The organism is Aromatoleum buckelii, assembly GCF_012910785.2.
Classification (GTDB): domain Bacteria; phylum Pseudomonadota; class Gammaproteobacteria; order Burkholderiales; family Rhodocyclaceae; genus Aromatoleum; species Aromatoleum buckelii.
The window spans coordinates 188,138-206,969 of the sequence record NZ_WTVH02000009.1 but is presented as its reverse complement, the minus strand read 5'-3'; the positions used below and the strand labels follow the sequence as shown (position 1 = coordinate 206,969).

Here is an 18,832-nt window from a genome sequence, read left to right as displayed (position 1 = left end):
GAAAGCGCGGCCCGTTGCAGTTCGCTTTCGCCCGTTCCTAGCGGCCGAGGCTGTCAGGATAAGCTCACGGCGCCGGGGAACGCTCCATGCGCCCCGGCCGTTGTTGCCGGTCGCCGCGGCGAGGGCCACCGACGCGAAACTGCTCGTCGAAAGTCTTCTTCTGCGTCGCATCGAGCACGTCATAAAGCTTCGCGGTGGCGGCGTGCATCTCCCGCATCGATGCGAGCCGCATTTCGGCGAACGTCTCCATGCGCTCCATCCGCTCGGGCGCTGTCATCGGCCGCTCTCCGCCTCGCATCGACTGCATCTGCTCGGCAGCCTTCTGCATCCTGGTACGCATCGCAGTGCTGAACGTCTCCCACGCCGGGCGCTGCTCCGGCCGGAGCGCAAGGGCTTCCTGCAGTTGGGCAAGATGCTGGTCCGCGCGCGCAGTCATCGCTGCGGGATCCATGCGATGCTTCCTGCCGTGCATCCCTCCATGCATTTCTCCATGCATTTCTCCATGCATTTCTCCATGCATGCCTCCGTGCATGTCGTGCCAGCCACCTCCGCCTCCGGCAATGGCGGCGGGAGCGGCGAAACCTGCCGTCGCTGCGACAGCGGCGGCAATTGCGGTCTTGATCCAGGTTTTCATGATGGTTCTCCGTGTTGATCTGGAACGCCCTTCGACTGCGGGCGGCGAAACCATTTGAACACCGGGATGTAAGCCGCATTTGTCCGCAGCACTCCCGTTTGCATGAGCATGTCTCGGCGCGCGGCGGAGATACTCTGGGATACAAGACGCTCCGGCGCTCCCCTTATGATTCACATCGGGGCATCATCTGCCCGCCCTGCTTCGACCGCCGCCAGCCCGGAACATGACCGCCTCCAACGACCACATCCTCATCGTCGACGATGACAAAGAGATCCGCAGCCTGCTCGCCGATTATCTCGAGAAACAGGGGCTGCGCTGCACCACTGCGGCCGACGGACGCGAGATGAAAGCCGCTCTCGAGCGTCATCGCATCGACCTGATCGTCCTCGACATCATGATGCCGGGCGAGGACGGACTGACGCTGTGTCGCAACCTGCGTGCCGGTGGTAGTGCCCACGCAAACCTGCCGGTGCTGATGCTCACCGCGCGCGGCGAAGACATGGACCGCATCGTCGGCCTGGAGATGGGCGCCGACGATTACCTGCCCAAGCCGTTCGTGCCGCGCGAGCTCTACGCCCGCATCCGCGCGATCCTGCGGCGGGCCCGCGCGCTGCCGCCGAACCTCGAAGGCTCGCCCGCCGATCATGCGGGCCAGCTGCACTTTGCGGGGTGGCGGCTCGATACCGCGGCCCGGCACCTGATCGACCAGGACGGCACCATCGTCCCGCTGTCGGGCGCCGAGCATCGCATGCTGATGGTGTTCCTCACCCATCCTCAGCGCGTGCTCAGCCGGGATCAGCTGATGGAATTGACGCAGGGCCGCGAAGCCGACGCGTTCGACCGCTCGATTGACCTGCTCGTCAGCCGGCTGCGCCAGCGCCTGCGCGACAACGCGCGCGAGCCCGCGATCATCAAGACGGTGCGCAACGAAGGTTACGTGCTCGCGAGCACCGTCGCCGTTGCCGAGCCGCCTGCCCAACCATGAGACCTCCCTGGCCGCGCACGCTGTTCGCCCGCCTGATGCTGATCTGGCTGGTCGGCATCGCGCTGGTGCTGGCGGTGAGCCTTGCACTGTTCGTCAGCGAACGGGATCGGCACGGACGCGACGTGCTGTTCGAAGGCGTCGCAAGGGAGATCGCCGCGATCGTCGACGTGCTCGACAGCCTCCCGCCCGAGCAGCGCGAGGACTGGATCAGGACGCTTGGCCGGCGGCGCCTGCGGCTCACGCTCGACGTGCCGCCGTCCGACGCGCAGCCGCTGTCCGCCGGTTCTCCACTACGTAAAGCGCTGAATCAGGCCCTGCCCGAGCGCGAGGTGGCGGTTTTCGAGCGGTCCCGGACACACGACGACGGCCATTCGCGCCGTCCGCAACCGCTCGCGAGCGTACGCCTCGCCGACGGCGCGCCGCTGACCGTCCGCTTGCCGGGAGTCCTGTTGGCCCCCCCTCCGCCGCAGCCCCCCGGCAGCCTCGTTGCCGCGCTGGTGGCGCTGATCGCCGGCGTGACGCTGTTGTCGTGGCTCGCAGTGCGCATCGCGACGCGGCCGCTGTCGCGGCTCGCTGCCGCAGCCGATGCGCTCGGCGCCGATCCGAACCACCCGTCCATCGACACCGGTGGTCCGGTCGAAGTCGCTCGTGCGGCGCATGCGTTCAACCGGATGCAGCAACGCCTGCAGCAGCATGTCGGCGAGCGCACCCGGATCCTGGCTGCGATCTCGCACGACCTGCAGACGCCGATCACGCGGCTGCGGCTGCGCGCCGAGCTCGTCGAGGACGAAGCGGTGCGGGCGAAAATCCAGTCCGATCTCGACGCCATGCAGGCGCTCGCGAAGGAAGGCCTCGACTACGCGCGCAGCCTGGAGGTGACCGCTGCCGCCAGCGCGATCGACCTGAATGCGCTGGTCGCTGCACTGTGCGAGGACGCAGGCGACATGGGCTGGCAGGTGACGCTTGCGGGGCGGGCGGGAACGCCGTGCCATGCGCGGCTGGACGCGCTGCGCCGCGCGCTGTGGAACCTGATCGAAAATGGCGTGAAGTTCGGTGGCCGCGTCGACGTCACGATCGCCGAAACGCCGGAACATTTCGAGATCCGCGTGCGCGACCACGGCCCGGGCGTGCCGGAAGCCGAACTCGAAAAAGTGTTCGAGCCTTTCTATCGTGCCGAAGCGTCGCGCAGCCGGGACACCGGCGGCACCGGCCTCGGCCTGGCCATTGCGCGCAATCTGCTGCGCGCACAAGGGGGTGACGTTTCCTTGGCGAACCGGCCCGATGGCGGGCTCGAAGCGCTCGTCACGCTGCCGCACCCGAGCACGCGCAGCAATACGGCACGTTGAATGAACCGGAACCGATCGGCACGTTGAATGAACCGGAACCGATCCCCGCGCCTCGCCGCCCGACGGCCCCGCCGCCCTCAACGCCCGCGCAGCACGATCGCAACGCCTCCGAGAATCGCCACCGAAGCCAGTACAAGCCGCAACGTCACGACTTCGCCGAGCAGCAGCACGCCGCCGAGCGCGGCGATCACCGGCACACTGAGCTGCACAGTCGCCGCGCCGGTCGCGCTGAGGCCGCCCAGCGCGGCATACCAGACAACATACCCCGCACCGGACGCCAACGCCCCCGACAGCACCGCGTACAGCACGCCGGACGACTGGATATTCACGCTGCCGATACCGAGCATCGCCAGGCCGATCGCCATCGGCACAGTGCGCAGGAAGTTTCCGGCGGTCGCTGCGAGCGGGTTTCCGGTGCCGCGCCCGCGCAGCGAATAGACGCCCCACGCGACACCGGCGCCGATCATCAGCAGCGCTCCGCCGAGCGGCGGCGCGGACAGGCCCGGCGACAGCAGATGGATGAACCCGCCGAACGCGAGCAGCAGCCCGACCAGTTGCGTCCTCGCCAGCCGCTCGCCACGCACGAGCCCGGTGAGGATCATCGTCGCCTGCACCGCCGCGAACAGCAGCAGCGCGCCGATGCCGGTCGGCAATGACACGTACGCGAACGAAAAGGCCGCGGCATACGCGAACAACGCGAACGCGGAGCGCCAGTTCCCCGCTCGCGCAGGCGGAACGCCGCGCGCGCCGAGCAGCAGCGCCAATGCCAGCGCGCCCGACAGCAGGCGGATCACGGTGAAGCTCGCGGCGTCGATCGCCTCCTGCTGCAGCGCGAGCCGGCACAGCACCGAGTTCGCAGCGAACGCGAGCATCGCGACCGCCGTCAGCGATATCGCGCGGATTTTCGTCACGGGCGTTCTCCAGCCGGCGCGCCATAGCGGATCGCCAGCGCGCGAAAGCGTGCGACCTCGTCCACGCACCACTGCGCATCGTGTCCGAGTTCCTCGGCGAGCAGCCCCGCGACCGCCGGTGCTGCCGCGGCAGCCCGCGCAGCATCGAGAACCAGCGCGCGATGCCGGCGCGCCAGCACGTCCTCGACGCTGCGCGCAAGCTCGAACCGCGCGGCATGACGCACCTCAGCCTCGGTCAGCGTCAGGCCGTCCTGTATGCGCCGCGCGGCACCGGGCAGCAGGTCGACGACAGCCCGATCGCTGCCGTAGCAATCGCCGGAAAAGCCGGGCGTCGCGCCATGCAGGCGCAGCGCGGCGGTGGCTGCCGGGCGTCGCGGCAGCATTCCGACGGCGCAAGCCTGGTGGATCGTTTCCTCGGCCATCCGCCGGTACGTCGTCCATTTGCCGCCGGTGATCGTCACCAGCCCGCCGGGCGACACCTCGATGCAATGTTCGCGCGACAGGCGGTGCGTCGCTGTCCTCTCGTCCTCACCGACCAGCGGCCGCAGGCCGACGAAGAGGCTGCGCACGTCGGCCCGTGTCGGCGCCGGCGCGAGATAGCGGGCCGCGGTCGCGAGGATGAAATCCACTTCACCGGGCAGCGCGTCAGGCTCCAGAGGAACGTCGGAGCGAGGCGTATCGGTCGTCCCGATCAGGACCTTGCCTTGCCATGGAATGACGAACAGCACGCGTCCGTCCGACGTCTCCGGCACCAGCAGCGCGGTATCGCCAGGCAGGAAACTCCGGTCGACGACGACGTGCACGCCCTGGCTCGGACGCACCAGGGCACTGGCCGCGGGACGTTCCAGACGCCGCACCGCGTCGGCCCATACACCGGTCGCGTTGATGACGACGCGGGCAGCGATGCGGAAAACCTCGCCGCTCTCCGCATCCCGTGCAATGACCCCGCGCACGCGGCCGGCTTCGAGGATCAGATCGTCGACCGGCAGGTAGTTGAGTGCCAGGCCGCCCAGGTCGAAGACCGTGCGCATCAGCGCGATCGCCAGCCGCGCGTCGTCGAACTGGGCGTCCCAGTAGGCGATCCCGCCCCTCAGCCCGGCGGGATTCAGACCCGGCAGCGCCGCGGCTGTCGCGGCCGCGTCGAGCATGCGGCTGCGTTCGATGCCGTGAATGCCGGCAAGCAGATCGTAGAACCCGAGCCCCAGCCCGAACCGCGCCCGGTCGTGCCAATGATAAGCCGGCACGACGAAACGCAGCGGATGAACGAGGTGAGGTGCATTCGCAAGCAGCCGCGAACGCTCGGCCAGGGCTTCACGCACCAGCCCCAGCTCACCCCGGGCAAGATAACGCACGCCGCCGTGAATCAGCTTCGTCGCGCGTGAACTGGTTCCTTTCGCGAAGTCGTACGCTTCGACGAGCAGCGTCGAATAGCCGCGTGCGGCGGCATCGACTGCGCATCCGAGCCCGGTCGCACCGCCGCCGATGACGACCACGTCCCAGCGCTGCGACTGGCGCAGGCGATGGAGCAACGCCGTGCGGGCAAGCCGGCGCTCTGCCGCAGCGGATCGGGCGTGCGCATGAAGACTATCCGGCGCCGCACGGACGCCTTCCTCCTCGCCGCCTGCGCTCATGCCGAGGCCCAGCCCCGCGCCCGTTCCACCGCCCGCCGCCAGCGCGCGATTGCCGCCTCGCGCCGATCTTCAGCCATCAGCGGCTCGAAGCGGCGTTCGGCGCGCCAGTGCGACGCAAGCTCGTCGATGCCGGACCACATCCCCACTCCCAGCCCGGCGAGATACCCCGCTCCGAGCGCAGTGGTCTCGAGCATCTTCGGACGGACCACCGGAACCCCGAGCAGATCCGCCTGGATCTGCATCAGCAGATCATTTGCCGCCGCGCCGCCATCGACTCGCAGTTCGGCCAGCGGCCCGGCGCCGTCACGGTCCATCGCGGCGACGAGATCGACCGTCTGCAGCGCGATCGCCTCGAGGGCCGCACGGGCGATGTGCGCAGCACCCGTGCCGCGGGTCAGCCCGAACAACGTGCCGCGCGCGTACGCGTCCCAGTACGGTGCGCCAAGCCCGGTAAACGCCGGCACCAGCACGACGCCCTCGCTGTCCTGGACGCTCGCGGCGAGCGCCTCGACATCCTCGGCGCGCCTGATCAGCCCCAGCCCGTCGCGCAGCCACTGCACCAGCGCGCCACCGATGAAAATGCTGCCTTCGAGCGCGTAACAGGTCTCGCCCCGCGAACGCCACCCGATCGTCGTCAGCAGGCGGTTCGTCGACGTCACCGGCGCCGTGCCGGTGTTCATCAGCAGGAAGCAGCCAGTGCCGTAAGTGTTTTTCGCCATCCCCGGGGCAAAGCATGCCTGGCCGAACGTCGCTGCCTGCTGGTCTCCGCCGATGCCGGCGATCGGTACCGCCGCGCCGAGCACGTCGGCGCAGGTGGTGCCGCACACTCCGCTGCTGTCGACGACGCGTGGCAACAGCGCGGGCGGAATGTCGAGCAGCGCGAGCAGCGTTTCGTCCCACTCGCAGCGGTGGATGTTGAACAGCATCGTTCGCGACGCATTGCCGGCGTCGGTCACGTGCAGCGCCCCGCCGCTGAGATGCCAGACCAGCCAGCTGTCGACGGTGCCGAACGCCAGTTCGCCCGCCCGGGCCCGGGCGCGCGCGCCGGGGACATGGTCCAGCAGCCAGGCGAGCTTCGTAGCGGAGAAATAGGCGTCGAGCTCGAGCCCGGTGCTCGCGCGGATCATGTCGGCGTGACCGGCCTCGCGCAGCCTATCGCATACCGCCGCAGTGCGCCGATCCTGCCAGACGATCGCCGGCCCAAGCGCCCGGCCCGTCGCCCGTTCCCACAGCAAGGTGGTTTCACGCTGGTTCGTGATGCCAACCGCAGCCAGCGCAGAAGCGGCGACGCCGGCCCGCGCCAGCGCGGTGCGCGCGCAATCGAACTGGGTCGCGAGAATCTGCGTCGGATCGTGCTCGACCCAGCCCGGCTGCGGGTAGTGCTGCGCGAACGTCTGCTGGGCGACCCCTTTCACCTGCCCATCGCGGTCCAGCACGAGCGCCCGCGAGCTCGTCGTGCCCTGGTCCAGGGCCAGCAGATAACTCATGACGCCTCCGGCTGTGCTCGCGATGACGCAAGACTACCGCGCGCCCGTCCGCGTGACCATCCCGGGCGATGGTCTGTCGGCGGCGGACATCGTGATTGAAGCGCCCATCGGCCGGGACTATAGTAGTCCGCATAATTCAATGGCCCTGCGGAGGCAGCCATGATCACCACCGACCACCAGCCCAACCTCGTCTCCGTCGCCGTCTTCGGCGAATTCACCCTCGCCGACTACAAGGAGTTCGAAGAGATCGTCAATTACAAGGTGCAGTTCGAAGGCCCGGTCAACCTGCTCTTCGACCTGCGCCAGATGGCCGGCTTCACGCTGGATGTCGCATGGGAAGAAATCAAGTTCTCGCGGCGCCACGCCCGGGATTTCGGCCGCATCGCGGTGTTGACCGAAGACCAGTGGCTGACCTGGAGCGCGTGGATCTCGCAGCTCTTCGTCGAAGCAGAAGTGCTTGTCTTTGCCGACGAAACCGAAGCGCGCAGCTGGCTGGAGGCGGCCGCGGAGCCCGCGCAGTGAACGCTTCGTACAGCACGCTGATCGGCGCTCGTGAGTTGGTGGATCAGCTCGACGACCCCGACTGGCGCATCGTCGATTGCCGGCATGATCTCGCCGACCCCGGCTTCGGACGGGCGGCGTACGAGCGCGGCCACCTGCCGGGCGCGCATTTCCTGCATCTCGACGACGACCTGTCGGGCCGCATGACCGGCACCAACGGACGTCACCCCCTCCCCGATCCGGCCGACTTCGCCGCCCGGCTCGGGCGCATCGGCATCGGCAACGACACCCAGGTGATCGCCTATGACGACGCCGGCGGCATGTTCGCGGCCCGGCTGTGGTGGATGATGCGCTGGCTCGGCCACCGCCGCGTCGCGGTCCTCGATGGCGGCCTCGTCGCGTGGTGCGCGGCGGGGCAGGCCCTGACGATCAAAACTCCGTCCGTCCAACCCACGACCTACTCGCTTTCGCTGCAGCCCGCCGTCGTCGACGCCGCGTTCGTGCTCGACCACCTCTATACCGACGAGATCTTGCTCATCGACGCCCGCAGCCCGGATCGCTTTCGGGGCGAGAACGAACCGCTGGATCCGGTCGGCGGCCACATTCCGGGAGCGAAAAACCGGTTTTTCCGCGACAACCTCATCGGGGGCGCCTGTTTCAAGCAGGCTTCGGTGCTGCGCGAGGAATTCGGCGCGCTGCTGAAGGGGCGCGACGCGCACCGCGTCGTCCACCAGTGCGGGTCCGGCGTGACCGCCTGCCACAACCTGCTGGCGATGGAGTCGGCGGGCCTGTCCGGGTCGCGGCTTTACGCGGGGTCGTGGAGCGAGTGGTGCGCCGATCCGCGCCGACCGATCGCGACCGGCCCGGAGGAATAGGACGCCCTGATAGATTCCGGCAACCGGCCTTCAGAATTTCTCGACCCACGGACGCAGGTCCATTTCGTGCGTCCAGGCGCTGCGCGGCTGGCAATGCAGCTGGAAATAGGCTTCCGCGATCGCCGACGGGTCGAGCATGTCGTCGCTCGCTTCTGCGCTGTGTTCGATGCTGGACGGTGGGCGAATGCGCCCGTCGATGATCACATGCGCGACGTGAATGCCCTCCGGCTGCAGCTCGCGCGCCATGCTCTGGGCGAGCGCCCGCAGCCCGAACTTCCCGACCGCGAGGTTGTGGAAACCCGCACTGCCGCGCAGGCTCGCCGTCGCGCCGGTGAAGAGGATCGTGCCGCCGCGCCCGCCGCGCCCGATCCTTTCCAGCATCGAGCGGGCCGCTGCGCGCCCGACGAGAAACCCTCCCATGCAGCCGATGCGCCAGCAGCGCTCGAACTCTTCGGCGGTGGTTTCGAGAAGGGCACGCGGCACGAAGGCGCCGGCGTTGTAGATCACGACGTCCGGCTCGCCGAACTCGGCGCGCACCTGACTGAAGAGCTCCTCGACGGATTTCTCGTCGCCGGCATCGCACGAATACGCTTTCGCGCCATGCCCGATCGCCGCGCACTCCATCGTCAGCGACTCCAACCGCGCGACGTCGCGGGCCGCCATCGCGACGTTCATCTCCGCCTTGCTGAAACGCCGTCCGAGCGCGCAGCCCAGCCCCGGTCCGGCACCCACGATCACCGCAAGTTTGCGCTGCTGCTCCATGTCCGCCTCCTCCGCATCGCGGCGCTCGTCCGGGCGCATCGCGTCTGCCTGAAGCTTAGTTCACGAAAAAAGGCTGCGCAGCGCAGCGGCCGGAAAGCTGCGCCGGCGCTCGCTACCAGTCGAGCTTCTCGACCTCGCCGAGTGAACGGCCGAGAAAGCGTTCGCCGATCGTCTGGAAGCGCAGCGGCACGTCGGTGACGACGAACCGGTACGTCGCTTCGCCCGGATGCGTGTTCGCGAGGCCGAGCGCGTGCAGTTTCGCCGCGGCGAGTTCCGCGGTCGTCAGCGCGGAGTCCACGAGCCGCACGCCCGGGCCGACGACATCGCGCAGCAGCGGCTTCAGCAACGGGTAATGCGTGCAGCCGAGCACGAGGCTGTCGACTTCCTCGGCGAGCACCGGCTTGAGGTATTCCTGCGCGGTCAGCCGCGTCACGGGATGGTCGAGCCAGCCCTCTTCGACGAGCGGCACGAACAGCGGACAGGCCTGCGAATAGACGCGTGCGCCGGAGTCGAGCGCGTGGATGCGTCGCGCGTAGGCGTTGCTATTGACCGTCGTCGGCGTGCCGATGACGCCGATGCCGCGACTGCGCGACTGCGCGACCGCAGCCTGCGCTCCGGCTTCGATGACATCCAGCACAGGGATGGAGCCCGCACGCTGGCGCACGGTTTCGGCCGCGACCGCCGCCATCGTGTTGCACGCGACGATCAGCATCTTGACATCCTGCTGCAGCAGGAAATCGGTGATCTGTTCGGTAAAGTGGCGGATCGTCGCGACCGACTTGACGCCATACGGAACGCGCGCGGTGTCGCCGAAGTAGACGATATGTTCGAGCGGCAGCCGTTCCATCAGCGCACGCACGACCGTAAGCCCGCCGATGCCGGAATCGAAAACGCCTATTGGTCGCGAAGAATTCACGAGGAAGCCCGGAGCGGTTGGAAGCGCGGGATTCTAGCCGCAATCGGTCGGGGACAGACCGTCGCCTGCCTATGGCGGGCCTTCCGCAGAACCCGCGCTAGTCAGCGCCGTGCCGCTTCAGCGCCCAGGCGACGTGCTCGCGCACCAGCTCCGACGAGTCGTCGGCCCGGGAGCGCAGCGCCGCAACGATGCTGGGCGACGTGGGGGCATTGCCGAGCGCCACGGCGAGATTGCGCAACCAGCGCTCGAAGCCGATGCGGTAAATCGCGCTCCCCGCCATGCGCGCAGAGAAATCGGGCTCGGTCCAGCGAAAGAGTTCCACCAGGCTCGCGCGGTCGAGACCGTGGCGCGGCGCAAAATCGGGCTCGGCGGTGAGCTGCGCGAAGCGGTTCCACGGACATACCAGCTGGCAGTCGTCGCAGCCGTAGATGCGATTGCCGATCAGCGGTCTCAGATCCTCGGGGATCGCCCCTTTCAGCTCGATCGTGAGGTACGAGATGCAGCGGCGAGCGTCTACTCGGTACGGCTCCACGATCGCCCCGGTCGGACAGGCGTCGAGGCAGGCACGACAGGAGCCGCAATGGGGTTTGGTCGGCACGTCGACCGGCAGCGGCAAGTCGGTGAAGATCTCGCCGAGGAAAAAGAACGAACCGGCCGAGCGGTCGAGCGTGAGCGTGTGCTTGCCGCGCCAGCCCAGCCCGGCGCGCGTCGCGAGTTCGACCTCCAGCACCGGCGCGGAGTCGACGAAGACCCGGTAGCCGTGCGGCGCCGCGGCGGCGATGCGCTCGGCGAGCTTCTGCAGGCGTGTGCGCATCAGCTTGTGGTAGTCGCGCCCGAGCGCGTAGCGGGACACATAGGCCTGCGCGGGCTCGTCGAGCGCAGCTTGCGCGTCGGCGCCCTGCGGCCAGTAATTCATGCGGACGCTGATGACGCGCAGCGTGCCCGGAACCAGTTCGGCAGGGCGCGCCCGCTTCATGCCGTGACGCGCCATATAATCCATCTCGCCGTGATAACCGCTGGCGAGCCACGCCGCCAAGCCCGGCTCGGCGCCGGCAAGATCGATGTCCGCGACGCCGACGGCAGCGAAACCCAGTTCCCTGGCCCATATATCCAACTGCTCCGCGACGGTCGTCAGCGATTCGTGCGGCGCGGCGTGCCCGGAGGCACCCTGATGATTCGGATTCTTCACCCGGCAGATGATAACGGCTGCGGATTCATCGCGCAGCTCGATGACGAAACCGACACCGAAGCTGCCGGCGCAGCACTCGCACCTGCCCTGCACGCCGGATTGGTGATTTACCTGCGCGGGGACCTCGGCGCCGGGAAGACGACGCTGGTCCGCGGCGTGCTGCGCGCCCTCGGTCACGACGGAAAAGTAAAAAGCCCGACCTACACCTTGATTGAACCTTATGTTCTTTCTAGATTAAACTTATATCACTTTGATTTTTATCGCTTCGCAGTACCCGAAGAATATCTGGAAGCAGGGCTCGACGAGTACTTCGGCGGCCCCGGCGTGTGTCTCGTGGAATGGCCCGACAAAGCCAGCCCGTATCTCGCACCGGCGGACGTGGAAGTGCGCCTTGTCGTCGCCGGCACGGGTCGGCGCCTCGAGGCCTCTGCGCTGACGGAGGCAGGACGGACATGTACAAGAAAACTGAACTCGGAATTGAACCGGCCCGCTCCGTGATGCCCGCCACGTCGAAATTCGGCCGGCGCGACCTTCTGAAGTTTGCCGGCGGCGCCCTTGTGCTGCTGGTGAGTCCGGTCGCCGCCGCGGCGAGCCTCGTCGCAGTGCGTGTCTGGCCCGCTGACGATTACACGCGCATCACGCTCGAAGGCAGCCGCCAACTGAAGTTCAGCCACCTTCTCGTCAAGGATCCCGACCGCCTCGTCGTCGATCTCGAAGATGTCGAACTCGACAGCGTGCTGCAGACCTTGCCATCAAAGGTGCTTGAGTCCGACCCGTATATCCGGCTGATTCGCGCCGGGCAGAATCGCCCCGGGGTGGTGCGGCTGGTCGTCGAACTGAAGAACGAGATCACTCCACAGATATTCACGCTCCAGCCGGTCGGCGATTACCGTCACCGCCTGGTGCTCGATCTGTATCCCACCGTGCCGGTCGACCCGCTGCTCGCGCTGATCGAAAAATCCTCGCCGCTCGATGCCGCCGCCGGCGATACCGCCCCTGCCGGAAGCGACGACGCGCCGGTGCAGCAGGCCGCCGTGCAGGACAGGGCAAAACGCCAGAGACGTCCGCCCGCGAACCGGCTGCTCACGGTCGCGCTCGACCCCGGCCACGGCGGCGAGGATCCCGGCGCGGTTGGGCGGCGCGGTAGCTTCGAAAAAAACGTCACGCTGTCGATCGCCCGACGGCTGAAGCGGAAGATCGACGCCGAGACGAACATGCGCGCGGTATTGACGCGCGATGGCGACTATTTCGTGCCGCTTCGCCAGCGCGTGACGCGGGCACGACGCGTACAGGCCGACCTTTTCGTGTCGATCCACGCCGACGCTTTCGTCCGGCCCGAAGCACGTGGCAGCTCGGTGTTCGTGCTGTCGGAAAGCGGCGCCTCGAGTTCGGCCGCGCGCTGGCTCGCGCAGAAGGAAAACGACGCCGACCTGATCGGCGGCGTGAATCTCGCGAAACAGGAAGGCCATCTCGCGCGCACGCTGCTCGACTTGTCGCAGACGGCGACGATCAACGACAGCCTGAAGCTCGGCAAGGCGGTGCTGAACGAGCTCGGTGACATCAACACGCTGCACAAGGCGCACGTCGAACAGGCCGGCTTCGCGGTGCTGAAGGCGCCGGACATCCCGTCGATCCTCGTCGAGACCGCCTTCATCAGCAACCCGGAGGAAGAGCGGCGCCTGAACGACGACGCCTATCAGGACAAGATGGCCGAAGCGATCATGCGGGGCCTGCGCCGCTACTTCAAGGACAACCCGCCGCTCGGGCCAACCCGGGTCGCGCAGGTGGACTGACCGGCGCGAACCGCCAGAGCGCTCGCGTTGCCGTTATAATTACCGCTTTTTCGGGCGGTCATGCAGGTTTTTCGCGGGATTCCGGAGCGCGCGGCGCAGTCCTCGGTCCTCACCATCGGCAATTTCGACGGGGTGCACCGCGGCCACCAGGCGCTGCTCAAGCTGCTCACCGACAAGGCCCGTTCGCTGGCCCTGCCGGCGGTGGTGCTCACGTTCGAACCCCATCCGCGTGAATATTTCTCCCCGGCCGACGCCCCGGCGCGCCTCGCGTCGCTGCGCGAAAAGCTGCTGCTGCTCGCCAGCTGCGGCGTCGACCGGGTCCACGTCTGCCGCTTCGACGCGCGCCTCGCGGCGCTGACCGCCGACCAGTTCATCGACGACATCCTCGTGCGCGGCCTCGGCGTGCGCCACCTGATCATCGGCGACGACTTCCGTTTCGGCGTGAAGCGCCAGGGCGACTTCGCGTTGCTCCAGGCACGCGGCGCCAGCCACCGGTTCGCGGTCGAAGCGATGCCGACGCTGGATGTCGGCGGAGAACGCGCGTCGAGCTCGGCGGTGCGGGAAGCGCTCGCGGAAGGCGATCTCGCCCATGCCGCGCGGCTGCTGGGCCGGCCCTACAGCATCGCCGGGCGTGTCGTGCACGGCGACAAGATCGGCCGCACGCTTGGCTATCCGACCGTCAACATCCAGATGAAACATCGCCGGCCGGCGTTGTCCGGCGTGTTCGCGGTCGCCGTCGAAGGACTCGCCGCGGAACTCGTCGCAGGCGTCGCGAGCATCGGCGTGCGGCCGACGATAACCGCGTCGGGGCGTCCGACGCTTGAAGTCCATCTCTTCGACTGGGGCCGCGACTGTTACGGCGCCCATCTGCGCATCCATTTCCTCAACAAGCAGCGCGACGAAGCCAAGTTCGAATCGCTCGACGCCCTCATCGCCCAGATTGCCCGGGACGCCGAAAATGCGCGCGCCTGGTTCGCACAACACCCGATTCGCCCCTGAGGCCGAAAACACCATCATGGCTGATTACCGCAAGACCCTGAACATGCCAGACACCCCGTTCCCGATGCGCGGCGATCTCGCGAAGCGCGAACCGGGCTGGGTCGCCGACTGGCAAGCGAAGAAGCTGTACCAGAAGATCCGCAAGGCGGCGGCCGGGCGGCCGAAGTTCGTCCTGCACGACGGGCCGCCGTATGCGAATGGCGACATCCACATCGGCCACGCGGTGAACAAGATCCTCAAGGACATCATCGTCCGCTCGAAGACGCTCGCCGGTTTCGACGCGCCGTACGTGCCGGGCTGGGACTGCCACGGCCTGCCGATCGAGCACCAGATCGAGAAGCAGCACGGCAAGCACCTGCCCGCCGATCGGGCGCGCGAATTGTGCCGCGAGTACGCGGGCGAGCAGATCGAGCGGCAGAAGAAGGACTTCATCCGCCTCGGCGTGCTCGGCGACTGGGACAACCCGTACCGCACGATGAACTTCTCGAACGAAGCGGACGAGATCCGCGCGCTCGGCGAGATGTTCCGCAAAGGCTTCCTGTTCAAGGGACTGAAGCCGGTGAACTGGTGCTTCGACTGTGGTTCGGCGCTCGCCGAGGCCGAAGTCGAGTACCAGGACAAGAAATCGCCGGCGATCGACGTAGGCTTCCCGCTCGACACGGCCGAACGGACCAAGCTCGCGCACGCGTTCGGCCTCGATGCGCTGCCCGATCACCCCGTGTATGCGGTGATCTGGACGACGACGCCGTGGACGATTCCCTCCAACCAGGCGCTCAACGTGCATCCCGAGCTGATGTACGAACTGGTCGAAACGCCAAAGGGTCTGCTGATCCTCGCCGCCGAACTGCGCGCCTCGGCCCTCGAACGCTATTCACTCGAAGGGCGAGTCCTCGCCGCCGCGCGTGGCGTGGCGCTCGACCGCATCCAGTTTCGCCACCCGTTCTATGACCGCCTCTCGCCGGTCTTCCTCGGCGACTACGTCGCGGCCGACGCCGGTACCGGCATCGTGCATAGCGCGCCCGCGTACGGCCTGGACGACTTCCAGTCCTGCATGCGCTACGGCATGCGCAACGACGACATCCTCAACCCGGTGCAGGGCGACGGCGTGTTCCACGAAAGCCTGCCGTTCTTCGGCGGCCTGTCGGTGTGGGACGCGAACCCGAAGATCGTCGACAAGCTCGCCGAAGTCGGCAGCCTGTTCGCCTCGGGCACGCTGACGCACAGCTACATGCACTGCTGGCGCCACAAGACGCCGGTGATCTATCGCGCGACGACGCAATGGTTCGTCGGCATGGACCGCCTGCCGGGACGCGAAGCGGTCGACCCGGGCAGCGCGACGCTGCGCGAACTGGCGCTGAAGGCCGTCGACGAGACGCAGTTCTATCCCGCGTGGGGCAAGGCGCGGCTGCATTCGATGATCGCGAACCGGCCCGACTGGTGCGTATCGCGACAGCGCAACTGGGGCGTGCCGATTCCGCTGTTCCTGCACAAGGAAACCGGCGAACCGCATCCGCGCTCGCTCGACCTGCTCGAGCAAGTCGCGCAGCGCGTCGAACAGCACGGCATCGACGCCTGGTTCAAGCTCGACGCGGCGGAACTGCTCGGCAGCGACGTCGCGCAGTACGACAAGATGCGCGACACGCTCGACGTCTGGTTCGACTCGGGCACGACGCACTGGACGGTACTGCGCGGCTCGCACGCTGCCGATAGCCAGTGGCCCGCAGACCTCTATCTCGAAGGCTCGGACCAGCACCGCGGCTGGTTCCACTCGTCGCTCCTGACCGGCTGCGCGATCGACGGGCGTGCCCCGTACGACGCCCTGCTGACGCACGGCTTCGTCGTCGATGGCCAAGGCAAGAAGATGTCGAAGTCGAAAGGCAACGTCGTCGCGCCGCAGGAAGTCTCGGACAAGCTCGGCGCCGAGATCCTGCGCCTGTGGGTCGCCGCCACCGATTATTCGGGCGAGCTCACGATCTCGAAGGAGATCCTCGACCGTGTCGTCGAAGTCTATCGCCGCCTGCGCAACACGCTGCGCTTCCTGCTCGCCAACACTGCCGACTTCGACATCGCCCGCGACGCCGTGCCGGTCGAGGAGTGGCTGGACATCGACCACTACGCACTCGCGCTGACTCGCCGCCTGCAGGAGCAGGTCACGGGGGACTACGCGCGCTTCGAGTTCCACAAGATCGTGCAGGCGCTGCAGAACTTCGCCGCCGAGGATCTGGGCGCGTTCTACGTCGACATCCTCAAGGACCGCCTGTACACGACGAAAGCCGACTCCCGCGCGCGCCGCGCCGCCCAGACCGCGCTGTGGCACATCACTCAGGCGATCACCCGGATGATGGCGCCGATCCTGAGCTTCACCGCCGAGGAGATCTGGCGGGTGACCGGCAACGACGCCGACGACAGCGTGATGCTGCACACTTGGCACGAATTGCCCGAACTCGCGCGAGGCAATGAAATCCTCGCGCGGTGGGAGCTGATCCGCAGCGCGAGGGCGGAGGTGCAGAAAGTGCTCGAAAGCCTGCGCAGCGACGGCAGGATCGGCGCTTCGCTGCAGGCCGAAGTGCGCGTGCACGCGAGCGGCGCGCGTTTCGACGCGCTCGCGAGTGTCGGCGCAGATCTGCATTTCGTGCTGATCACGTCCCGCGCGGAACTGGTGCGCGTCAAAACCGAAGCCGATGAAGGCGTGGACGCTGCGCCATCGAGTCACCAGAAGTGCGGTCGCTGCTGGCATTTCCGTGAAGACGTCGGCGTCGATGCCGATCACCCGGAGCTGTGCGGACGCTGCCGCACGAACCTCCATGGCGACGGGGAAAGCCGCACGCATGCCTGAACCCTCCCGGGAACCCGCGCCAGCCGCGCGGCAAGCGCTGACGCGACGCTTCTTCGGCTGGCTCGAACTGGCTGCGCTGGTCGTGGCGCTGGACCAGTTCGTGAAATGGCTGGTGCTGTCGCGGCTCGACTTCGGCGAGGCGGTGCCCGTCACGGGCTTCTTCCAGCTCGTCCTGGTCTACAACCCGGGCGCGGCATTTAGCTTTCTTGCGGACCATTCGGGCTGGCAGCGCTGGTTCTTCATTGCGCTCGCGCTCGTCGTCTGCGGCTGGCTGCTCGCGATGCTGCGTCATCACCAGCGTGAACGCGCGCTGCCGCTGGCGTTCAGCCTCATCATCGGCGGAGCGGTCGGCAATGTCATCGACCGCATCGTGCATGGCGCAGTGGTCGATTTCCTCTACTTCCATATCGGCCGCCACGGCTGGCCGGCCTTTAACGTCGCCGATTCCGCCATCACTGTCGGCGTCGCCCTGATGCTGTGGGCGCAGTTCCGCTCACCTCGCGACGCCTCCCGCGACACATCCACTTCGGAGAACCCCTCGTGACCCAGATCGTCCAACCCGACAGCCTGGTGACGCTGCACTACCGCATCGCCATGGAAAACGGCCAGCCGCTGATCAGCACCTTCGAAGCCACGCCAGCGACGCTGCAGCTGGGCGCCGGAGAGCTGCTTCCCAGCCTCGAGCGCCTGCTCGCAGGCATCGAGGTTGGCAAGCATCACTTGTTCACGCTCGCGCCCGAAGATGCGTTCGGCCCCCACAATCCCGAGCTAGTCGAGCGTGTGAAACGCGAGCACATGCCCGAAGAGGAGATCGAACCGATGACGATCATGGAATTCGGCGCCCCGAACGGTTCCCGCTATTCGGGGCTGGTGCGGGAAATCAATGAAACGTTCGCGGTCGTCGATTTCAACCACCCCCTCGCCGGCAAGACGATCCGCTTCGAAGTGGAAGTGATCGGCGTTCTTTGAGCGTCCGCTAACGGCCTCGGCCTCCACAGGAACCAGCCATGAACGACAAGGAAATCCTGCTCGCAAATCCGCGCGGCTTCTGTGCGGGCGTCGAGCGCGCGATCGAGATCGTCGAGCAGGCGCTCGCTCGTTTCGGTGCGCCGATCTACGTACGCCATGAAGTCGTGCATAACAAGTTCGTCGTCGACGGGCTTCGCGCGAAGGGCGCGATTTTTGTCGAAAACCTCAACGAAGTGCCGACCGGCCAGACCGTGATCTTCAGCGCGCACGGGGTGCCGCAAGCCGTGCGCAGCGAAGCGCAAAGACGCGGCCTGCGAGTTTTCGACGCGACCTGCCCGCTGGTGACCAAAGTTCATCTGGAAGTCGCACGCCTGCGCGAGCAGGGGCGCGAGATCGTGATGATCGGACACAAGGGTCACCCCGAAGTCGAAGGGACAATGGGACAGGTCGGTGACGGCATTCACCTCGTCGAGGTCGTCGAGGACGTCGCGAACCTGAAGGTCGCCGACCCTCAGCACCTTGCGTACGTCACACAGACAACCTTGTCGGTCGATGACGCCGCGACGCTCGTCGCCGCACTCCGAGCCCGTTTCCCGGCGATCGTCGGCCCTAAGAAGGATGACATCTGCTATGCGACGCAGAACCGCCAGGACGCGGTCAAGTTCATGGCGCCGCGAGTCGATATCGTGTTCGTCGTCGGTTCGCGCAACAGTTCGAATTCGAACCGCCTGCGCGAAGTTGCCGAACTGCTCGGCGTGCCGGCATATCTGGTGGATAACGCGGCAGGGATCGACCCGGCATGGCTCGAAGACAAGAAACGTGTCGGCGTGACCGCCGGGGCATCGGCGCCGGAAGTGCTCGTCGATGCGGTCGTCGAACGCCTCAAGGAGTTGGGGGCAAGCTCGGTGCGCACGCTCGAGGGAGTGCCCGAGCGCGTAACCTTCCCGCTGCCGCGCGAGCTTCAGACTCCGGGCTGAACTCCCGCCAGCACGCGCCCC

18 protein-coding genes are annotated in these 18,832 nt (G+C 67.3%); 11 read left to right on the top strand and 7 right to left on the bottom strand.

Translation table 11 applies throughout. From position 1 onward, the window contains the following. Positions 1-64 precede the first annotated feature (64 nt). Positions 65-634 (bottom strand): Spy/CpxP family protein refolding chaperone, encoded by a 570-nt coding sequence (locus tag GO608_RS07060; RefSeq protein ID WP_169198752.1) that lies wholly within the window; start codon positions 632-634, stop codon positions 65-67. 223 nt (positions 635-857) lie between these two features. On the opposite strand from GO608_RS07060, the gene GO608_RS07055 reads away from it, so the two are divergent. Further along, the gene (locus GO608_RS07055; RefSeq protein ID WP_169198753.1) at positions 858-1,619 is read left to right on the top strand and encodes a response regulator; all 762 of its coding nucleotides are present in this window, start codon (positions 858-860) and stop codon (positions 1,617-1,619) included. After that, the gene (locus GO608_RS07050; RefSeq protein ID WP_169198754.1) at positions 1,616-2,965 is read left to right on the top strand and encodes a sensor histidine kinase; all 1,350 of its coding nucleotides are present in this window, start codon (positions 1,616-1,618) and stop codon (positions 2,963-2,965) included. Before GO608_RS07055 ends, GO608_RS07050 begins: the two co-directional genes overlap by 4 nt. A gap of 77 nt (positions 2,966-3,042) precedes the next feature. Here GO608_RS07050 and GO608_RS07045 read toward each other — a convergent pair whose 3' ends face one another. The 3 genes from GO608_RS07045 to glpK are packed head-to-tail and all read right to left on the bottom strand — an operon-like array spanning position 3,043 to position 6,994. Beyond that, entirely contained in the window at positions 3,043-3,876 is an 834-nt protein-coding gene (locus GO608_RS07045; protein ID WP_169198755.1) for a DMT family transporter, read from the bottom strand. Further along, positions 3,873-5,507, bottom strand: coding sequence for a glycerol-3-phosphate dehydrogenase/oxidase (locus GO608_RS07040; RefSeq protein ID WP_169198756.1), 1,635 nt, complete (start codon positions 5,505-5,507; stop codon positions 3,873-3,875). The genes GO608_RS07045 and GO608_RS07040 overlap by 4 nt, the downstream gene beginning before the upstream one ends. Then, positions 5,504-6,994 carry a glycerol kinase GlpK gene (glpK, locus tag GO608_RS07035; RefSeq protein ID WP_169198757.1) on the bottom strand — a complete coding sequence of 497 codons (1,491 nt, stop codon included), beginning with the start codon at positions 6,992-6,994 and terminating at the stop codon, positions 5,504-5,506. Before glpK ends, GO608_RS07040 begins: the two co-directional genes overlap by 4 nt. A gap of 159 nt (positions 6,995-7,153) precedes the next feature. On the opposite strand from glpK, the gene GO608_RS07030 reads away from it, so the two are divergent. Further along, entirely contained in the window at positions 7,154-7,516 is a 363-nt protein-coding gene (locus GO608_RS07030) for a SpoIIAA family protein (RefSeq protein ID WP_169198758.1), read from the top strand. Then, the gene (locus GO608_RS07025; RefSeq protein ID WP_169198759.1) at positions 7,513-8,370 is read left to right on the top strand and encodes a sulfurtransferase; all 858 of its coding nucleotides are present in this window, start codon (positions 7,513-7,515) and stop codon (positions 8,368-8,370) included. Before GO608_RS07030 ends, GO608_RS07025 begins: the two co-directional genes overlap by 4 nt. A 30-nt stretch (positions 8,371-8,400) precedes the next feature. Here GO608_RS07025 and GO608_RS07020 read toward each other — a convergent pair whose 3' ends face one another. From GO608_RS07020 to queG, 3 genes are all read right to left on the bottom strand, one after another. Then, a complete protein-coding gene (locus GO608_RS07020; RefSeq protein ID WP_247002919.1) occupies positions 8,401-9,171 on the bottom strand; it encodes an SDR family NAD(P)-dependent oxidoreductase in 771 nt (256 codons plus the stop codon). Positions 9,172-9,244: 73 nt separating this feature from the next. Next, positions 9,245-10,048, bottom strand: a complete 804-nt coding sequence (gene murI / locus GO608_RS07015; protein WP_011238332.1) for a glutamate racemase — start codon at positions 10,046-10,048, stop codon at positions 9,245-9,247. A gap of 97 nt (positions 10,049-10,145) precedes the next feature. Next, positions 10,146-11,183 carry a tRNA epoxyqueuosine(34) reductase QueG gene (queG, locus tag GO608_RS07010; RefSeq protein WP_211159408.1) on the bottom strand — a complete coding sequence of 346 codons (1,038 nt, stop codon included), beginning with the start codon at positions 11,181-11,183 and terminating at the stop codon, positions 10,146-10,148. A gap of 36 nt (positions 11,184-11,219) precedes the next feature. Here queG and tsaE point away from each other — a divergent pair, with 36 nt between their 5' ends. Genes tsaE through ispH form a run of 7 tightly spaced genes read left to right on the top strand, consistent with a single transcriptional unit; the run spans position 11,220 to position 18,811 of the window. Further along, a complete protein-coding gene (gene tsaE, locus GO608_RS07005; protein ID WP_169198761.1) occupies positions 11,220-11,735 on the top strand; it encodes a tRNA (adenosine(37)-N6)-threonylcarbamoyltransferase complex ATPase subunit type 1 TsaE in 516 nt (171 codons plus the stop codon). After that, entirely contained in the window at positions 11,690-13,030 is a 1,341-nt protein-coding gene (locus GO608_RS07000; protein ID WP_425532292.1) for an N-acetylmuramoyl-L-alanine amidase, read from the top strand. Before tsaE ends, GO608_RS07000 begins: the two co-directional genes overlap by 46 nt. 60 nt (positions 13,031-13,090) lie before the next feature. Next, positions 13,091-14,029: a bifunctional riboflavin kinase/FAD synthetase gene (locus tag GO608_RS06995; protein WP_169198762.1), complete on the top strand. Its 939-nt coding sequence runs from the start codon at positions 13,091-13,093 to the stop codon at positions 14,027-14,029. 16 nt (positions 14,030-14,045) lie between these two features. Beyond that, positions 14,046-16,865: an isoleucine--tRNA ligase gene (gene ileS, locus GO608_RS06990; RefSeq protein WP_169198763.1), complete on the top strand. Its 2,820-nt coding sequence runs from the start codon at positions 14,046-14,048 to the stop codon at positions 16,863-16,865. Then, entirely contained in the window at positions 16,858-17,409 is a 552-nt protein-coding gene (gene lspA / locus GO608_RS06985; RefSeq protein WP_247002917.1) for a signal peptidase II, read from the top strand. Before ileS ends, lspA begins: the two co-directional genes overlap by 8 nt. Further along, positions 17,406-17,834 carry an FKBP-type peptidyl-prolyl cis-trans isomerase gene (locus GO608_RS06980; RefSeq protein WP_169198764.1) on the top strand — a complete coding sequence of 143 codons (429 nt, stop codon included), beginning with the start codon at positions 17,406-17,408 and terminating at the stop codon, positions 17,832-17,834. The genes lspA and GO608_RS06980 overlap by 4 nt, the downstream gene beginning before the upstream one ends. A gap of 38 nt (positions 17,835-17,872) precedes the next feature. Continuing rightward, positions 17,873-18,811 (top strand): 4-hydroxy-3-methylbut-2-enyl diphosphate reductase, encoded by a 939-nt coding sequence (ispH, locus tag GO608_RS06975; RefSeq protein ID WP_169198765.1) that lies wholly within the window; start codon positions 17,873-17,875, stop codon positions 18,809-18,811. The last annotated feature ends 21 nt before the right edge of the window (positions 18,812-18,832 follow it).

Excerpts from the sequence above, each read along its gene's own strand:
- GO608_RS07030 (WP_169198758.1), top strand. The coding sequence starts at position 7,154 with ATGATCACCACCGACCACCAGCCCAACCTCGTCTCCGTCGCCGTCTTC.
- GO608_RS07050 (WP_169198754.1), top strand. The coding sequence starts at position 1,616 with ATGAGACCTCCCTGGCCGCGCACGCTGTTCGCCCGCCTGATGCTGATC.
- tsaE (WP_169198761.1), top strand. The coding sequence starts at position 11,220 with ATGATTCGGATTCTTCACCCGGCAGATGATAACGGCTGCGGATTCATC.
- GO608_RS07055 (WP_169198753.1), top strand. The coding sequence starts at position 858 with ATGACCGCCTCCAACGACCACATCCTCATCGTCGACGATGACAAAGAG.
- glpK (WP_169198757.1), bottom strand. The coding sequence starts at position 6,994 with ATGAGTTATCTGCTGGCCCTGGACCAGGGCACGACGAGCTCGCGGGCG.
- GO608_RS07000 (WP_425532292.1), top strand. The coding sequence starts at position 11,690 with ATGTACAAGAAAACTGAACTCGGAATTGAACCGGCCCGCTCCGTGATG.
- GO608_RS06995 (WP_169198762.1), top strand. The coding sequence starts at position 13,091 with ATGCAGGTTTTTCGCGGGATTCCGGAGCGCGCGGCGCAGTCCTCGGTC.
- lspA (WP_247002917.1), top strand. The coding sequence starts at position 16,858 with ATGCCTGAACCCTCCCGGGAACCCGCGCCAGCCGCGCGGCAAGCGCTG.
- ispH (WP_169198765.1), top strand. The coding sequence starts at position 17,873 with ATGAACGACAAGGAAATCCTGCTCGCAAATCCGCGCGGCTTCTGTGCG.
- ileS (WP_169198763.1), top strand. The coding sequence starts at position 14,046 with ATGGCTGATTACCGCAAGACCCTGAACATGCCAGACACCCCGTTCCCG.
- GO608_RS07020 (WP_247002919.1), bottom strand. The coding sequence starts at position 9,171 with ATGCGCCCGGACGAGCGCCGCGATGCGGAGGAGGCGGACATGGAGCAG.
- GO608_RS07040 (WP_169198756.1), bottom strand. The coding sequence starts at position 5,507 with ATGAGCGCAGGCGGCGAGGAGGAAGGCGTCCGTGCGGCGCCGGATAGT.
- GO608_RS07060 (WP_169198752.1), bottom strand. The coding sequence starts at position 634 with ATGAAAACCTGGATCAAGACCGCAATTGCCGCCGCTGTCGCAGCGACG.